The sequence below is a fragment of the Rugamonas brunnea genome (assembly GCF_014042345.1).
GTDB lineage: Bacteria > Pseudomonadota > Gammaproteobacteria > Burkholderiales > Burkholderiaceae_D > Rugamonas > Rugamonas brunnea.
Genome location: NZ_JACEZT010000015.1, coordinates 1 through 16,915, shown reverse-complemented (window position 1 = coordinate 16,915; position 16,915 = coordinate 1). Strand labels below are relative to the sequence as shown.

Sequence of the window (16,915 nt, the reverse complement as noted above, 5' to 3'; positions counted from 1 at the left end):
TATTGAATTCATAAATATTTATAGTTTTTACTTATCGGCCCTTTTGTTTAGACTGTCTCCATCGTTCACCACCCAGGAGTCAACGCCATGCACCAGCCACCGATTACCACCGCCTCCGGCATCCCCGTCGCCGACAACCAGAATTCCGCCAGCGCCGGCCCGCGCGGCCCGCTGCTGCTGCAGGATTTCCACCTGATCGAGAAACTGCAGCACTTCAACCGCGAGCGCATCCCCGAGCGCGTGGTGCACGCCAAGGGCTCGGGCGCCTACGGCACCTTCACCGTCACCCACGACATCTCGCGCTACACCAAGGCCAAGCTGTTCGCGGGCGTGGGCAAGCAGACCGCCACCTTCGTGCGCTTCTCCACCGTGGGCGGTGAGCGCGGCAGCGCCGACACCGAGCGCGACCCACGCGGCTTCGCCGTGCGTTTCTACACGGAGGAGGGTAACTGGGACCTGGTGGGCAACAACACGCCCATGTTCTTCATCAAGGACCCGATCAAGTTCCCCGATTTCGTCCACACCCAGAAGCGCGATCCGCAGACCAACCTGAAGTCGGCCACCATGATGTTCGACTTCTGGAGCAAGGCGCCCGAGAGCCTGCACCAGGTGACGATGCTGTTCTCCGACCGCGGCACGCCGGACGGCTACCGCCACATGGATGGTTTCGGCAGCCATACTTATAGCCTGATCAACGCGGCCGGCGAGAAGGTCTACGTCAAATGGCACTTCAAGACCCGCCAGGGCATCCGCAACCTGAGCGCGGCGGAGGCGGCGCGGCTGGCCGGGTCCGATCCCGATTACGCCCAGCGCGACCTGTTCGGCGCCATCGCCGACGGACGCTTCCCGCAGTGGGAGGTGAAGCTGCAGGTGGCCACGGAACAGCAGCTGGCCGAGTGGGAAGCGCGCACCGGCTGGAACCCGTTCGACCTGACCAAGGTGTGGCCGCACCACGATTTCCCGCTGCTGCCGGTGGGCGTGCTGGAACTGAACCGCAATCCCGACAACTACCACGCCGAGGTGGAGCAGGCCGCGTTCTCGCCGGCCAACGCGGTGCCGGGCATGGGCTACTCGCCCGACAAGATGCTGCAGGGCCGCTTGTTCGCCTACCACGACGCGCAGTTGTACCGGGTCGGCACCAACCACCAGCACCTGCCCGTGAACGCGCCGCGCTGCCCGTTCCACAACCACCAGCGCGACGGCGCGATGGCGATCCAGAACGGCGGCGCCGCGCCCAACTACGCCACCGTGGCGGCCGAGGGCAGCCACCCGTCCGGCCTGGGGCATGGCGAACCGGCGCTGGCGCTGCACGGCGGCGCGGGCCGCTACGACGGACGCGGCAAGGAGGACGATTACACCCAGGCCGGCAACCTGTTCCGCCTGTTGCCGGCCCAGGAGCGGCAAAACCTGTTCGACAACCTGGCCGGCCCCCTGAGCCAGGTGCCGCAGGAGATCGTGCAGCGCCAGCTGGCCTTGTTCGACCGCGCCGATCCGGCCTACGGCGCCGGCGTGCGGGCGGCACTCAAGGTAAAGGGCGTCAATATCGCTTGATGCGGCGGGCCGGGCGCCCGCTTGCGATGGGCGGGGCGCGGCCGCGCGGAACTGCACTACAATCAGGATTCCGATTGATTGCAGCCAGCCGCGCGGAGGTCCGATGAACCGTACTCCCACCCGTCATTCCCATCCGTCCATGCCGGGCCAGGTGGTGCTGGTGCTGCAGGGCGGCGGCGCGCTGGGCGCCTACCAGCTGGGCGTGTACCAGGCCATGCACGAAGCGGGCGTGGAGCCGGACTGGGTGATCGGCACCTCGATCGGCGCCATCAACGCCGCCATCATCGCCGGCAATCCGCCGCACCACCGGCTGGACCGGCTGCGCCAGTTCTGGGGCCAGATGGAGCAGAACGCGCTCGGTTTTTCGGCCATGCCGCGCGCGCTGGCCAACCTGGTGACGATGGGGCAGGGCATCCCCGCCTTTTTTGAACCCAACCTGGCCGCGTGGTGGGGGCCGGAAGTGCGCTTGGGCGTGGAGCAGGCGGCCTACTATCGCACGGCGCCGCTGCGTACCACGCTCGACACGCTGGTCGATTTCGATTACCTCAACGGCGGCCACACGCGCCTGACGGTGGGCGCCGTCAACGCCCGCACCGGCGCCATGCGCTATTTCGACACCCGCAGGGAGACGCTGGACGCCTCCCACGTGATGGCCTCCGGCGCCATCCCGCCCGCGTTTCCGGCCGTGCGCATCGGCGGCGAGCCATACTGGGACGGCGGCATCTATTCGAACACGCCGATCGAGGCGGTGCTGGACGACGAGCCGCGCCGCAGTTCCGTGATCTTCTCCGTGCAGGTCTGGAATCCGGACGGCAGCGAACCGCAAAGCGTGCTGGAGGTGCTCGACAAGCACAAGGAGATCCAGTACGCGAGCCGCGCCGGCAACGTGGAGCAGCAGCGCAAGCTGCACCGGCTGCGCCACGTGATCCGGCAGCTGACGCTGCACCTGTCGGACGAGGCGGCCGGTTCACCGGAAGTGCGCGAGCTGGCCGCCTGGGGCTGCGGCACCACCATGCACATCGTCTCGCTCAAGGCGCCCCGGCTGGGCGGCGAGGACCACACCAAGGATATCGACTTCAGCGCCCAGGGCATACGCCAGCGCTGGCAGGCCGGCTACGACGACACGCAGCGCTTCATCGCCCTCAAGCCGTGGGAAGAGGAGGTCGATCCGATCGAGGGCGTGGCCATCCACGAGCTGCCGCCGGTCGCGTAGCCGCCTGGCGGCCCGGCGGCGCGCTTGTCTGGCTGGGCGCCCGTCACGGCGTGGGCGCGCGCAGCACCTGGCGGCACACGTCCAGCCACGCGCGGGCGGCATGCGACAGGTAGCGGCCGTTCCACACGTGGGCCACCTGCCATTGCAGCCTCGGTTCCACCAGCGGCAGAGCGTCCAGCCGGCCGATGGCGAGGCGGCGGATGAAGGGTTCCGGCACCAGCGCCACGCCCATGCCGGCCGAGGCCATCGCCACCAGCCAGTCCCATTGCCCGCTCTGGGCTGTCACCTGCGGCTCGAAGCCGGCCTCGTGGAACGCCGCGCGCAAGTTGCGGGTGAGCGCGAAATCGTCCTTGAGCAGCACCAGCGGCAGCTTGGCCAGCGCCTTGACGGGCAGCGACGTGCGCTGGCCGGGGAAGGTGCCGGCCGCCGCCAGCGCCCAGATCGGATAGCTGGCGATGCGCACCGTCTCCAGTTGCAGCGCCGGATCGGCCGGCAGCACCGTCATGCCGATTTCCAGTTCGCCGGCCGCCACCTGGCGCTCGATGTCCTGGCCCGTGCCTTCGTGCAGCGTGAGCACGATGTCCGGGTAGCGCTGGCGGAAGGCCTTCAGCACGGGTGTGAACAGCAGGTTGATCATGGGCGGGATGCCCACCGTCAGGCTGCCCGCCTTGGCGGCCTGGATGTCGCGCAGCTCCAGGTTCAGCTGGCGCATGGTGGCCAGCATGTCCTCGCCGCGCGCATACACTACCTGGCCGGTGTCGGTCAGCGTCAGCCTGCGGCCGTCGCGCACCAGCAACTGGGCGCCCACCTCGTCCTCCAGCTGGCGCACCATCTTGCTGATGGTGGACTGGGTCACGTGCAGCGATTCGGCCGCCAGCGTGAAGCTGTTCAGTTTGACGGTCTCGACGAAGTAGCGCAGCGAGCGGAGGTCCATGAAAATTCCGAATGAAAAGTGGGAGAATAAGTCATAAAACGCATGCGGCTCCAATTTTATACTCGTTCGTATCCAATCAAGAAGAGCGAGGAGCACCGCATGTACCAAGACCGCATCCGCCGTCCGGCGCTGATGGAAAAACTGATGACCGCCCAGCAGGCCGCCCGCCTGTTCCGCAACGGCATGACCGTGGGCATGAGCGGCTTCACCCGGGCCGGCGACGCCAAGGCGCTGCCGCTGGCGCTGGTGGAGCGTTCGCGCCAGGAAGCGCTGCAACTGACGCTGGTGACGGGCGCCTCGCTGGGCAACGACAGCGACGGGCTGATGGCCAACGCCGGCGTGGTGGCGCGCCGCATGCCGTTCCAGAGCGACGCCGCGCTGCGCCGCAAGATCAACAGCGGCGAGGTGATGTTCATCGACCAGCACCTGTCGGAGACGGCCGAGCAACTGCGCTCGGGCGACCTGCACGGCATCGACATCGCCGTGGTGGAAGCGGTGGCCATCACGCCCGACGGCGGCATCGTGCCCACCATGTCGGTCGGGAACAGCGCCAGCTTCGTGCAGCAGGCGCGCCAGGTCATCGTCGAGATCAACCTGAGCGCGCCGCTGGCGCTGGAAGGGCTGCACGACATCTACCTGCCGGCCGCCCGCCCGCACCGGGGCGCCATCCCCATGCTCACGCCATGGCAGCGCATCGGCTCGACCACCATCCCCGTCGACCCGGAACGCATCGCCGCCATCGTCATCACGGACAGCCCGGACAGCCCGTCCAACGCGCTGCCGCCGGACGCGGAAACGGACGCCATCGCGCGCCACGTGATCGCCTTCCTGGAAGGGGAAGTCAAGGCCGGGCGCATGGGGCCGGAGTTGCTGCCGCTGCAGGCCGGCATCGGCACCATCGCCAACGCCGTGCTGCATGGTCTGGTCGATTCGCCGTTCCGCGACCTGACCATGTATTCGGAGGTGCTGCAGGACAGCGCGCTGGAACTGCTCGATTCGGGCCAGCTGGCGATGGCGTCGGCGTCCTCGATCACGCTGTCGGCCGCCATGCACGACAAGTTCATCCGCGAACTGGAACACTACCGCAAGCGCGTGATCCTGCGGCCGCAGGAGATCAGCAACCATCCGGAAGTGGTGCGCCGGCTGGGCATCATCGCGCTCAACACGGCGCTGGAATTCGACATCTACGGCAACGTCAACTCCACCCACGTGGGCGGCACGCACATGATGAACGGCATCGGCGGTTCGGGCGACTTCGCCCGCAACGGCGCCTTGTCCATCTTCGTCAGCAAGGCGGCGGCCAAGGGTGGCAAGATTTCGAGCGTGGTGCCGATGGTGTCCCACGTCGACCACACGGAGCACGACGTCGACGTGCTGGTGACGGAATGGGGCCTGGCCGACCTGCGCGGGCTGGCGCCGCGCGAGCGCGCGCCGCTGATCATCGAGAAGTGCGCCGATCCGGCCTACCGCCCGGCGCTGCGCGCCTACTTCGAGCAAGCCTTGCAGCGCGGCGGGCAGACCCCGCACGTGCTGGAGCAGGCGCTGTCGTGGCATATGCGCTACCGTGACACTGGCGACATGCGGACGACAAGCATCTGACGACCTCGATCTGACCGTTTTTGAAGTGGCTTGGCCCGGCGATGAATAATCGCCGGGCTTTTTTTATTTCGCCGTCCGAATATTTTGCGTGTGGCGTAAACTGGCCGGCGCCACGCTTGGAGAAATGCGGCAAAACCGGGAAAATAGCGGCATCGGCAACGCCATCTACACGGAACCAGCAATGACCATCAAAATCAGCCAAAACTTCGACTCCGGCGCCATCGAGGTGCTGCGCGCGGACAGCGCCGCCACCATCGAACTGAATCTGCGCCAGGACAACAGCGCCGATATCCGCCAGTGGTTCCACTTCCGCCTGCAGGGCGCGCGCGGCCAGGCCTGCACCATGAAGTTCCTGAACGCCGGCACGGCCACCTACGCCAAGGGCTACGAGGACTACCAGGCCCGCGCCAGCTACGACGGCGAGAACTGGTTCCAGGTGCCGACCTCGTTCGACGGCCAGGTGATGACCATCCACCACACGCCGGACCTCGACAGCGTGTACTACGCCTATTTCGAGCCGTACTCGTTCGAGCGCCACCTGCGCCTGCTGGGTGAAGTGGCCGAGAATCCGGTGGCGCGCGTGCTGGATCTCGGGAACACGGTCGATGGCCGCGACATGAACCTGGTGGTGGTCGGCGATCCCAAGGCGGAAAAGAAGATCTGGTTCATCGCGCGCCAGCATCCCGGCGAGTCGATGGCCGAGTGGTTCATCGAGGGCATGATCGACGCGCTGCTGGACGATGCCAACCCGATCGCCCGCAAGCTGCTGCAGCGCTGCGTGTTCTACGTCGTGCCGAACATGAACCCGGACGGCTCGGTGCGCGGCAACCTGCGCACCAACGCGGCCGGCGCCAACCTGAACCGCGAGTGGATGACGCCCACCGCCGAACGCAGCCCGGAAGTGCTGGTGGTGAAGCAGAAGATGCACGAGACAGGCATCGACATGTTCTTCGACATCCACGGCGACGAAGCGCTGCCCTACAACTTCGTGGCCGGTAACGAGATGCTGGAGAACTTCAGCGAGGCGCGCCGCGCCGCGCAGCAAGACTTCATCGACCGCTACAAGCAGGCCAGCCCGGACTTCCAGGACAAGTACGGCTACGCGGCCAGCAAGTACAAGGAAGACATGCTGACGCTGGCGTCGAAATACGTGGGCCACCACTTCGGCTGCCTGTCGCTGACGCTGGAAATGCCGTTCAAGGACAACGCCGACCTGCCCGATCCGCACGTGGGCTGGAACGGCGCGCGCAGCAAGGCGCTGGGCGCGGCCATCCTGCAACCTATCCTGTTGTCGCTGGACTGAGCATGGGCGTCGAGATCGAACGCAAGTTCCTGCTGCGCGGCGACGGCTGGCGCGGGCTGGGCCAGCCCGTGCTGCTGCGGCAGGGCTATCTGTCCTCGCACAAGGAGCGCGTGGTGCGGGTGCGCATCGAAGGCGGGCAGGCCATGCTGACCATCAAGGGCCGCACGCAGGGCGCCAGCCGCGGCGAATGGGAGTATCCGATTCCGCTGGCCGATGCGGCCGAGCTGCTGGAGGGCCTGTGCGAACAGCCTCTGATCGAGAAGTACCGCAGCCGCATTGCCATCGGCGGCCATGTGTGGGAAGTCGATGAATTCCTGGGCGCCAATGCGGGCCTGGTGGTGGCCGAGATTGAACTCGGCAGCGAGGACGAGGCGTTCGACAAGCCGGATTGGGTGGGCGAAGAAGTGACGTCGGATGTGCGCTACCTCAACGCCAACCTGATCCGCCATCCCTACACCAGCTGGTAAACGCTATCGTTTTGTACTAAGCTGGAGAGATGGACGAACGGCTTACCGCGCTGGAAGCGCATTTCAATGCCGTCCTGCCGACGTTGGCGACGAAGGCGGACATTGAGGCGTTGCGCGCTGACATGTACAAGATGTCGACCGATACCCATCGGTGGATGCTGGCGTCCCTGATCGGCATGTTCCTCGGTTTCGGCGGCCTGTATTTCGCCTCATCGCGTGAACTGCGCGCGCCGGGCGTCCCGACGGCGGCGCCGCCAGCCGTGACCCAGCAGGTGGCCCAGCCGCCCGTCATCATCTACAACATCCCGCCCGATCCGCACCCGCCCGTGAAGCAGCACTAGCGAAAATCGCTAGTCCGCGCCGCAGCCGATCGCGAGAGCCGTTTCCCGCTTTTCCCGACTTGCCGCCGCACGCGGCGCCCGATAATTGTTGCCAGGTCCGGATGTGCCGGACCACTTCAATCTCGAAAGGGCCCGCGCCATGCCGCAAGATTCGACCGCACTGCGCCTCGACGGCCAGGGCAAGCCGCTGTGGCTGGCCCTGGAACTGACTTACCGCTGTCCCCTCAAGTGCTCGTGGTGCAGCAATCCCCTCGATTTCGACGACTACGCCGAGCGCGAACTGAGCACCGAGGAGTGGTGTCGCGTGATGCGCGAGGCGCGCGCGCTGGGCGCCTTGCAGATCGGCTTCACCGGCGGCGAACCGTTGCAGCGGCGCGACCTGGAACAACTGGTGGCCTACGCCGAGCAGATCGGCCTGTACACCAACCTGATCACCTCCGGCGTGGGCCTGACGGACGAGCGGCTGCTGGGCCTGAAACAGGCCGGACTCCGGCAAATCCAGCTGTCCATGCAATCGACCGATGCCGCGATGACGGACGAACTGGTGGGCGCCAAGGCCCATCAGCTCAAGCTCGATGCGGCGCGCCGCATCAAGGAGCACGGCCTGCCGATGGTGCTCAACATGCCGGTCGGCCGCCAGAACATCGGCCAGGTGGGCGCGATGATCGAATACGCGGCCGAACTGGGCGCGGAATACCTGGAGCTGGCCAACCTCCAGTACTACAACTGGGCCCTGATCAACCGCGATGAACTGATGCCCACGCTGGCCGCCTTGCGCGAGGCGGAAACGGTGGTGCAGCAGTGGCGGGAAAAGCTGGGCAAGCGCATGGCCATCTACTATGTGATCCCCGATTACTACGAGGGCCGGCCCAAGGCCTGCATGAACGGCTGGGGCGCCATCCACCTGACCATCGCCCCCGACGGCGTGGCCATGCCGTGCCAGGAATCGCGCTCGGTGCCCGGCCTCGATTTCGTCTCGGTGCGCGAGCAGCCGCTGGACTGGATCTGGAACGAGTCGCCGCTGTTCCGCAAATACCGGGGCCTGGACTGGTTGCCCGAACCGTGCCGCAGTTGCGACGAGCGCGAGAAGGATTTCGGCGGCTGCCGCTGCCAGGCCTTCCTGCTGACAGGCGACGCCGCCAACACCGACCCGGCCTGCGACCGCTCGCCGCACCACCACCTGATGCAGGCGGCCGTGCACAGCGCGACCAAGCCGCTGCGCTTTCGCAAACCGCTGGTCAAGCGCGTGGCCGGCGTAATGTCCACCGCCTTCATGGAGGATTGAATGCGCTCTCCCTTCGATCACGCCCTGAGCACCCTGTTGTGCGGGGCCCTGCTGACGGCTGTACTGACGACTGTGCTGGTGGCGCTGCAACGCTACGGCGCGCAGTGAGGCCGGCATGGATGCCGCGACTTTCGCCCTGGTGCTGCGCTGGGCACATTTCCTGGCCGGTGTGGTGTGGGTGGGCCACAATTATTCGAGCGTGGTGCAACGGCCGACCTATGTGCCGCTGCAAGCGTCCGACCTGATCGGCGACACCAGCGCGCGCTTCCAGTCCATGCTCAATCGTGAACACGGGATATTCCGCTGGGCTTCAGTGGTGACCTGGAGCGCGGGCCTGCTGATGCTGTGGCAGCGCGGCGCATTGCCCGCTGCCTTGCACTTGCAGGGCGGGCAGGCGCCCATCGGCATCGGCATGTACATCGGCACGCTGATGATGCTGAACGTCTGGTTCGTGCTGTGGCCCCATCAGAAAAAGGTGCTGGGGCTGGTGCCCGCGCCCGTCGAGGAACGCTTGCGCTGCTCGCGCATTACCCACCTGTCGTCGCGCACCAACACCATGCTCTCGGTGCCGCTGTTGTTCTTCATGGCGGCCGGCGCGCACGGCGGTTTGCCCTTGGCATGAACGCCGGGTACAACTTCGCGTCCGGCCCGTCCGGCTTGCCCGCGGCCGTGGTCGAACGCGCACGGACGGAATTGTTCGCGCGCGCGGACGACGGCAGCACCGCGTTCGAGCAGCCATTCACCGGCGAGGCGTTCGGCGCCACGCTGGCGCACGCGCGTGCGCGCCTGAAGGATTTGCTGGCGGTGCCGGACAATTACCACATCCTGTTCCTGGCCGGCGGCGCGACCCAGCAGTTTTCCATGGTGCCGCTCAACCTGCTGGGCGACGCGTCGCACGTGGCTTACGCCGATTCCGGCCACTGGTCGCAGCGCGCGATCCGCGAGGCCGGCCGCTACGCCGCCGTTACCATCGCCGCCCGCTACGAAGGCGAGCGGCCGCTGGCGGCGCCACCGCTGTCGCCCTGGTGCTTGCCGGACGACTGCGCCTATTGCCACATCACCCCCAACGAGACGGCCGACGGCATCGCCTATCCGGCGCTGCCCGATTGCGGCGCCGTGCCGCTGGTGGCCGACGTCACTTCCTGCTTGCTGACGGCGCCGCTGGAGGTGGCGCGCTTTGGCCTGCTGTACGCGGCGGCGCAAAAGAACCTGGGCATCGCGGGCATGACGGTGGTGATCGTGCGCGACGATTTGCTGCGGCGTCCGGCGCCGCTGGTGCCATCCAGCTGCGATTACCGCGCGCAGGCCGCGCAAGGCAGCCGCGCCAACACGCCGCCCACCATCGCCATCGCGCTGGCAGGCATGATGTTCGACTGGATCGCGCAGCAGGACGGGCTGGCCGGGATGCAGGCGCGCCTTCAGCGCAAGGCGGCCTTGCTGTATGACGCGATCGATGCCAGCGGCGGTTTTTTCCGCGCCCCCGTGGCGCCCGGCCACCGCTCGCCCGTCAACGTGCGTTTTGAACTGGCCCGCCCCGAACTGACCACGCCTTTCCTTGACTATGCGGCGCAGCGCGGACTGCACCATCTGCATGGCCACAGCGCGTTTGGCGGGCTGCGCGCCAGTCTGTACAACGCCATGCCGGAGGAGGGCGTGCATGCGCTCGTCACCTGCATGGCCGACTTTATGAGGCGCTACGGATGAACGATTGGTTGCGCGCGCTGCGCGAACGTCCCGGACTGGCGGGCGGTGTTGACCGCGATGGCGGCCGCGCCGCGTCGCTGCTGGCCTGCGGCTTCGCCAGCGTGGAATTCGGCACCGCCGCGCCCTTGCCCGGCGAAGGCGGCCAGCCCGGTGTGGCGGCGCTGGTGCAGCGCCTGACGGCCGTCGCGGCGCAGCCGGACCGGGCACGGATCGGCATCGGCCTGGGCATGAACGCCGGCATGGCGCCCGAGGCGCTGGGCGCGCAATGGCTGGCCGGGATGCGCGCCGCGTGGCCGGTGGCCGACTATCTGTGCTTCAACCTCAGCGCCGCCGCCTATCGCCCTTTGCTGCGTCCTGAATACGACGGCATGATCGCGGGCGCGCTGGCCACGGTGGCCGCCGAACGCGCCCGGCTGACGGCGCGTGGTGGCCGGCGCGTCGGCTTCGCGCTGAAACTGCCGCTGGACGGGCCACGGCCCAGCGCTCCGGCGCGCGCGGCGCTGGAATCGGGCTTCGATGCCCTGGTCACCGTGCTGCCGGAACACGCCGCCCGGATCGACTGGCTGCATGGCTGGGCCATCGGCGCCCGCGCTGGCGCCACGTTGATCGCCGTGGGCGGCATGCGCAGCGCGGCCGACGTGCGGGCCGCGTTGCAGGCCGGAGCCGGCGGCATCCAGGTCCATCGCGCGTTCGTCGAGCAGGGCGCCGCGTGCATCGCGCCGCTCAGAGAAGGGCTGGCAGGCCTGGCAGGACAGGCCGCGTCGTTCGCGAACTCATGATAATCGCGAGGCGCATCTGGCTGGCCGCCGTTGGCGCGTCCGCGCGGGCGACGCGATACTGATCACAGGTGCAGCATGTCGCTGGCCATCCATCGAGGAGATACACAATGAACTGGGAAACCCCCGCCTACTGCGAAATCCGTCTCGGCTTTGAAGTGACGGCTTACGTCTACACGCGCTAAGTATCACGGGGAAGCGGCTCCGCGCCGCTTCCTTTCCTTCACCATCTTGTTTTCAAGTCCATCATGTCCCTGTCCGATCACACCATTCCCCGGCTCGCGCCGCACTATGTGTTCCGTTGGGAGGAAAGCCAGGCCGCCTGGCTGCTGCTGTATCCCGAAGGACTGGTCAAGCTGAACGGCTCGGCCAGCGAAATCATGCAACGCTGCGACGGCCGGCGCGACGTGGCGGCCATCGTGGCTGAACTGCGGGAAGCGTTTCCCGGCACGCCGGACGAGGTGCAGCGCGGCACGCTGGCCTTCCTCGACGTGGCTTGCGACAAGGGCTGGCTGCGGGTCTGAGGTCACACGTCCAGCAAGCCGCTGCGCAGCGCCACCATCGTCATTTCGGCCCCGTTGCTGATGTTGAGTTTTTGCTTGATGTGGTACAGGTGGGTGCCCACGGTGCTGGGGCTGAGGTGGAAGTCCTGCGCCACAGCGTTCACGGAACGTCCTTGCGCCAGTTGCAGGAACACCTGCATTTCCTTCTCCGTCAGCGTGCTGGCGGGATCGGCGTCACCGGACAGGTTGGCCAGCGCCACCGCCTGCGCCAGTTCCGGATCGATGTAGCGCCGCCCCTGGCCCACCTGCCGCACGGCCCGCACCAGTTCCTCGGGCTGGCAACGTTTGCTCAGGTAGCCCAGCGCGCCGGCCTTGAGCGCGCGCATCGGCACGATGCTTTCATGGTAGGCCGACAGCATCAGGACCCGCGCGCCGGGCCGGTGCGCCAGCAGGCGCGCCAGCGCGGCCAGCCCGCCCATGCCGGGCATCGAGATATCCATCACCAGCACGTCCGGTGCGGCCTGCTCAAACAGCGTGAGCGCCGTTTCGCCGCAGTCGGCTTCCAGCACGCGGGCGGCGCCCGCGCCTTCCAGCAGCAGCCGGAAGCCCATGCGCACGATGGCGTGGTCGTCGGCCAGCAGCACCGTCATATTGTTCAATACCGTATTCATCGTTTGTCGTCTCCGGTTCAGCCGTTCTGGCCCAGTGTGGCGCCTTGGGCCGGCAGCCGCGCGCACAGGCGCACGCCTTGTCCTGGCTGGTTCTCGATGGTGAGTTCGCCCTTGAGCGCGAGCACGCGCTCGTGCATGCCGCGCAAGCCAAAGCCGTGCCGCCGGGCCGCTGCGGGCGGCAGGCCGCGCCCATCGTCCGCCAGCGTCAATTCCAGCCAGTCGCCGTCGGGCTGACGGCACAGCCGCAGGGACACGCGCACCCGTGCCGCGCCCGCGTGGCGGGCGACGTTGGTCAAGCCCTCCTGCAGCACGCGCAACAGCGCCAGCGCCACCGTGTCGTCCACCTGCAGGCAGTCGCCGTCCGACTCCACCTGCAGGTCCAGTTGCGGATAGTGGCGGTGCCATAGCGCCAGGTGGCGCTGCAGCGCCGCGCCCAGGTCCTGCGCGCCGCCGGACGGAGGCTGCAGTTGCCGCAGGATGTGGCGTATGCCTTGCTGGATGTCGTTGGTGACGGCGATGATGCTTTGCGCATGGCCGTGCAGCGGGGCCTGATCCGCCGTGCGTTGGACGATGGCGCCGGCCAGCGCGCGTACGGCGGTGATGCCTTGCGCCAGCTCGTCGTGCAGTTCGCGGGCGATGCCGCGCCGTTCGCGTTCGACCCTGGCCTGCATCAGCTGCGCCAGTTCGCATTCGCTATACAGGCGCACGTTGTCGTTCACGGCCTGGTCGAGGCGGTCGGCCATGCCGTTGTAGGCATGGGCCAGCAGGTTCAGTTCGCGCGCCGCGTAGACCGGCAGGCGCAGGTCATGCCGGCCGCGCCCTGTGCGTTCCAGCGCGGCGCGGATCTGCTCCAGCGGCGCCAGGGCGCGGTCGAGCAGGAGGCGGGTGCTCAGGAACAGGAGCGCCAGCAGGGCGACGGCCCAGCGCACCATGGCCTGCGCGCTGTCCCACGCGTCCACGCTGGCGCGCGAGGGATCGGGCGTCAGCACCAGGGTCAGTGCACCGGCGGCGATGCGGCGCGGCTGCACATGGGGATCGAGCAGGCTGGCGAACCAGGGCGGCGCGTCGCGTCCCGCCTTGTATAGCGGCGCCGGCGACACGTACAGCAACCGGCCGGCGGAATCGAACGCGCGCAGGGCGTTGGCGCGGATGCGGCCGGCGGCCCGAACCCGTACCAGCAACTGTTCGGCTGCGGCCGCGCCGGGCGCAGCGTCCTGCTCGCGCGCCAGCACGGTCAGCCACTGTTCGCAGACGCGGGTGCCGGCCGTGATTTCCTCGTCGATGCTGGTCCGCGTGGCTTGCAGCCAGAGCGCGCCCAGCGCCAGCGTCAGGCACGCCGCCACGGCTGTCAGCAGCAGGCTGATACGGGTGCGCAGGCTCAATGGCCCCAATCGGGCCAGCCTGGTTGCTGTTTCCGCTGTTTTCGCTGGTACTTCGCCCATCGCAGCCTCCTTCCGGTGGAGGTGCATGCAAGAATTGTACCGTTGGATTCAGGCGGGGCAGGAGGGGGAGGTGTGGCGATTCGTGCCAGCACATGGTTGGCACGGTGTTCCGTCCCGGCGCACTGGCCTGGCGGCGAAATACAAACAGCCCGCGCGCGGGCGCGGGCTGTCCGTGGCTTGTTGCGCGGGCTGGCCGCCGGTCAGTGGAAGTGCTCGGTGCCCGTGGGCGCGTCTTCCGGCATTTCCGCGTGGGCCAGTTCGCCGGTGGGGTCGGCGAACAGCGGCGCGCCGCAGTCGTCGCAGAACTCGACCACGTAGCGCTCGTTGTGCTTCTTCACCACCGTCACGCCGGCCTCGTTCAGGCAGCGTACGATCTCGTCGACCGGCGTCACCGGCTTGCCCAGCGGGCCGTCGGCGCCGCCCTGGCCCGGACCTTCGGGTGGCGTGCCTTCCTCGTCCTCTTGGCCATACAGCGGCCACACCACGCCGTAGATCACGTCCGTCGACTGGCGCTGGGTGAAGGCGACGCGGTACTCGTCGATCTGGCCGTCCGACGTTTCCTCGCCGAAGCCGGCGATTACGGCGCGCAGCTCGGACGGCTCCACCGACAGCGTGTTGGTCAGGTAGTGCACGGCGGCGCGGATCGACACCGGGCGGATCAGCTTGTCCGCTTCGCGGCAGGCCATGTAATACGCTTCCGGCAGCAGCAGGTCGATGCCGCAGCCCGGCAGCAAGCGCGCCACGGTCGGCATGGCCTGGGTGCGCCATTGCTCCAGCGCGGCCGAGCGCTCGGCGCTGAAGTTGGCCTGGTGGGCCGGCATCTGCCAGCGGAACAGCGGCGCGCCGGCTGGCGCCACCACGGCCACCAGCAGGTAGCGGGTGTCGGCCAGGAAGGGCGCCGTTTCCGGGATCTTGGTTTCGGCCTTCAGCGTGGAACCCTTGAGCGCGGCCTGGCCCAGCTTGAGCGTCTTGCCATAGGTTTCCACGTGGCTGCGCGGCAGCTGGTCGATCGAATACAGCGTGGGCGACATGGCCATCTGCGTGCCGTCGGCCAGCAGGTGGGCCGAGAAATGGGTGGACAGCGTGCCCAGGATGTCGGCCGGGATGGGGCCGGAAGCGATGGCGAAGCGGGTCCAGGCCAGGATGGGCGCAGCCACCAGCAGCACGTCGTACTGGTGCGGCACGCCTTCCACGTCCTGCGTGATGGTCGCGGACTCGCTGACCGCCTCCACGCCATCCATCAACACGTCGTAGGCGTTCAAGTCTTGCTTGAACAGGCTGCCCAGCGTGGTGTCGATGGTGTCCTGGTGGCCGGTCTTGAGGAGTTTCTGGAGCTGCGCATCGAGGCTGTGTTCCCAGGCCCGCTCTTCGATACGGCTGGCCGCCTGCCCCACTGCCTGGGCATAGGCGACGAGGCGTTGGCTCTCGGCAGACAATTTATGGGATGAATCTTTTGATGGACGACGCATAGCGCTATAAAGCTCTCATGAAGTGAAAAAAGCGGATCAGTTATCAGTCAGGCAGATGATAACCCTTATGCCCCGTATTGTAGTGGATTCGCCGGATAATCAGGCAATCGTCCCCGGCCAGTGCCTTTTTTGCGGAACGCCGGGAACGCCGCGCCGCGCGCATGCATCTAATGCGGCATGACCACCCAGCTGACACAGAAAGTTCCATCATGCAGCCCGACCTGATACCAGCCTTGCCCGACCTGCCCGACGCCGAACTGGCGCGGCGCGTGGCCGCCGGCGAGCGCGACGCCTTCACGCTGCTGATGCGGCGCTACAACCGCAGCCTGTACCGCGCCGCCCGCAGCATCCTGCGCGACGACGCCGAGGCCGAGGACGCGCTGCAGGACGCCTACCTGCTGGCCTTCGGCGCCATCGGCCAGTACCGGGCCGACGCCAAACTGGGCACCTGGCTCACCCGCATCGTCGTCAACGAAGCGCTGGCGCGCGCGCGGCGCGGCCGCCGGCGTGCCGAAGTGATCCGCCTGGATGGCGGTGCCGAACCAGGGGAGGAACAGGCTATGAGCAATGGCGACCACGATACGCCGGAAGACGCCGCCATGCGGACCCAGATGCGCCAGTTGCTGGAGCAATCGATAGACCAGTTGCCGGAAGCGTTCCGCACCGTGTTCATGTTGCGCGCGGTGGAGGAGATGAGCGGCGAGGAAGTGGCGGCCTGCCTCGATATTCCCGAGGCCACCGTGCGCAGCCGCTACTTCCGCGCCCGTAGCTTGTTGCGCGCGGCGCTGGCGCAGCGGGTCGATGTGGCGCTGGAGGACGCGTTCGGCTTCGACGGCGCGCGCTGCGACCGCATCGTGGCCGGCGTGCTGGCGCGCCTTTGAAGGCGGGCCTTTGGCCCCGCGCCCGCAATGATTTCATGTAGCACGTTCACCAAGGAGAACCACCATGTCTTTTCTGACCAATGATGACGGCGACCTGCTGTCCCGGCCCCAGCCGCGCCGTCTGTTCCTGGGCCAGTCCGGCCTGCTGTTGTCCGGCGCCGCCGTGGCCCTGCTGGCCGGGCGCGACGCGCTGGCCGCCAAGGGCGCCGCCACCCCGTCCGACCTCCAGATCCTCAACACGGCGCTGGGCGCGGAACTGGAGGCGGTGGCCGCCTACCAGCTGGGCGCCGACAGCGGGCTGCTGCTCAAGCCCACGCTGGACCTGGCCGTCACCTTCCAGGGCCACCACAAGGCCCACGCCGGCATCCTGTCGGCCACCATCGTCAAGCTGGGCGGCAAGCCGGTGGAAGCGAAGGCCAAGTACGACTTCCCGGTCGACACGCTGAAGACGCAGGCCGACGTGCTGCGCTTCGCGGCCGGGCTGGAGAAGGGCGCCGTGAGCGCCTACCTGGGCGCGGTGCCGCTGTTCCGCGACCGCGAGCTGGCCAAGGCCGCCGCCAGCATCCTCGGCGACGAGGCCATGCACTGGGCCGTGCTGCGCAACGCGCTGGGCGAGGAGCCGGTACCGGCCGCCTTCATGGGCTAAACAAAAAATCTATGGTCACCCTCTTTTTTGCAAGCTGATTTTTTGTATGCTGTAAGAAGGCTCGCTTAAATCTATCCGGCGTCTAATTGGAGATGTACTCCGCGCCACGATGAGAGTCGCGCCTGTCGGT

Annotated in this window: 18 protein-coding genes; 14 read left to right on the top strand and 4 right to left on the bottom strand. The window is 67.6% G+C overall.

The annotated features are described in order from the left end of the window. The first annotated feature begins 87 nt into the window (after positions 1-87). The gene (locus H3H37_RS19795) at positions 88-1,551 is read left to right on the top strand and encodes a catalase (RefSeq protein ID WP_182165734.1); all 1,464 of its coding nucleotides are present in this window, start codon (positions 88-90) and stop codon (positions 1,549-1,551) included. A 103-nt stretch (positions 1,552-1,654) separates the two neighbouring features. Next, positions 1,655-2,764: a patatin-like phospholipase family protein gene (locus H3H37_RS19790; protein ID WP_229218928.1), complete on the top strand. Its 1,110-nt coding sequence runs from the start codon at positions 1,655-1,657 to the stop codon at positions 2,762-2,764. A 43-nt stretch (positions 2,765-2,807) separates the two neighbouring features. Here H3H37_RS19790 and H3H37_RS19785 read toward each other — a convergent pair whose 3' ends face one another. After that, positions 2,808-3,698, bottom strand: coding sequence for a LysR substrate-binding domain-containing protein (locus H3H37_RS19785; protein ID WP_182165733.1), 891 nt, complete (start codon positions 3,696-3,698; stop codon positions 2,808-2,810). A 99-nt stretch (positions 3,699-3,797) separates the two neighbouring features. Here H3H37_RS19785 and scpC point away from each other — a divergent pair, with 99 nt between their 5' ends. The 10 genes from scpC to pqqD all read left to right on the top strand — a co-directional run bounded on the left by scpC (position 3,798) and on the right by pqqD (position 11,697). Next, entirely contained in the window at positions 3,798-5,297 is a 1,500-nt protein-coding gene (scpC, locus tag H3H37_RS19780; protein ID WP_182165732.1) for a succinyl-CoA:acetate CoA-transferase ScpC, read from the top strand. A 181-nt stretch (positions 5,298-5,478) separates the two neighbouring features. Then, a complete protein-coding gene (locus H3H37_RS19775) occupies positions 5,479-6,600 on the top strand; it encodes a M14 family metallopeptidase (RefSeq protein WP_182165731.1) in 1,122 nt (373 codons plus the stop codon). A 2-nt stretch (positions 6,601-6,602) separates the two neighbouring features. Further along, positions 6,603-7,067: a CYTH domain-containing protein gene (locus tag H3H37_RS19770; RefSeq protein ID WP_182165730.1), complete on the top strand. Its 465-nt coding sequence runs from the start codon at positions 6,603-6,605 to the stop codon at positions 7,065-7,067. 29 nt (positions 7,068-7,096) lie between these two features. Next, positions 7,097-7,408, top strand: coding sequence for a hypothetical protein (locus H3H37_RS19765; RefSeq protein WP_182165729.1), 312 nt, complete (start codon positions 7,097-7,099; stop codon positions 7,406-7,408). A 139-nt stretch (positions 7,409-7,547) separates the two neighbouring features. Continuing rightward, the gene (gene pqqE, locus H3H37_RS19760; protein ID WP_182165727.1) at positions 7,548-8,693 is read left to right on the top strand and encodes a pyrroloquinoline quinone biosynthesis protein PqqE; all 1,146 of its coding nucleotides are present in this window, start codon (positions 7,548-7,550) and stop codon (positions 8,691-8,693) included. A 115-nt stretch (positions 8,694-8,808) separates the two neighbouring features. Further along, a complete protein-coding gene (locus tag H3H37_RS19755; protein ID WP_182165725.1) occupies positions 8,809-9,315 on the top strand; it encodes a urate hydroxylase PuuD in 507 nt (168 codons plus the stop codon). Further along, on the top strand, positions 9,312-10,397 hold the full coding sequence (gene serC / locus H3H37_RS19750) for a 3-phosphoserine/phosphohydroxythreonine transaminase (protein ID WP_182165723.1): 1,086 nt from the start codon (positions 9,312-9,314) through the stop codon (positions 10,395-10,397). Before H3H37_RS19755 ends, serC begins: the two co-directional genes overlap by 4 nt. Next, positions 10,394-11,176: a dihydroorotate dehydrogenase gene (locus tag H3H37_RS19745; RefSeq protein WP_182165721.1), complete on the top strand. Its 783-nt coding sequence runs from the start codon at positions 10,394-10,396 to the stop codon at positions 11,174-11,176. The genes serC and H3H37_RS19745 overlap by 4 nt, the downstream gene beginning before the upstream one ends. Positions 11,177-11,283: 107 nt before the next feature. Further along, positions 11,284-11,358: a pyrroloquinoline quinone precursor peptide PqqA gene (gene pqqA / locus H3H37_RS26250; RefSeq protein ID WP_182155479.1), complete on the top strand. Its 75-nt coding sequence runs from the start codon at positions 11,284-11,286 to the stop codon at positions 11,356-11,358. A gap of 63 nt (positions 11,359-11,421) precedes the next feature. After that, positions 11,422-11,697: a pyrroloquinoline quinone biosynthesis peptide chaperone PqqD gene (pqqD, locus tag H3H37_RS19735; protein WP_182165719.1), complete on the top strand. Its 276-nt coding sequence runs from the start codon at positions 11,422-11,424 to the stop codon at positions 11,695-11,697. A 2-nt stretch (positions 11,698-11,699) separates the two neighbouring features. Here pqqD and H3H37_RS19730 read toward each other — a convergent pair whose 3' ends face one another. The 3 genes from H3H37_RS19730 to H3H37_RS19720 form a co-directional block, all read right to left on the bottom strand. After that, entirely contained in the window at positions 11,700-12,347 is a 648-nt protein-coding gene (locus H3H37_RS19730; protein ID WP_182165717.1) for a response regulator, read from the bottom strand. A 17-nt stretch (positions 12,348-12,364) separates the two neighbouring features. Then, a complete protein-coding gene (locus H3H37_RS19725; protein ID WP_182165715.1) occupies positions 12,365-13,789 on the bottom strand; it encodes a sensor histidine kinase in 1,425 nt (474 codons plus the stop codon). Between the two features lie 200 nt (positions 13,790-13,989). Then, on the bottom strand, positions 13,990-15,258 hold the full coding sequence (locus tag H3H37_RS19720) for a DUF2863 family protein (protein ID WP_182165713.1): 1,269 nt from the start codon (positions 15,256-15,258) through the stop codon (positions 13,990-13,992). 209 nt (positions 15,259-15,467) lie between these two features. Between H3H37_RS19720 and H3H37_RS19715 the strand changes: the two genes are divergently transcribed. Both H3H37_RS19715 and H3H37_RS19710 read left to right on the top strand, forming a co-directional pair. Continuing rightward, positions 15,468-16,139: an RNA polymerase sigma factor gene (locus H3H37_RS19715; protein WP_182165711.1), complete on the top strand. Its 672-nt coding sequence runs from the start codon at positions 15,468-15,470 to the stop codon at positions 16,137-16,139. A gap of 64 nt (positions 16,140-16,203) precedes the next feature. After that, positions 16,204-16,785, top strand: a complete 582-nt coding sequence (locus H3H37_RS19710) for a ferritin-like domain-containing protein (RefSeq protein ID WP_182165708.1) — start codon at positions 16,204-16,206, stop codon at positions 16,783-16,785. Positions 16,786-16,915: the final 130 nt, after the last annotated feature.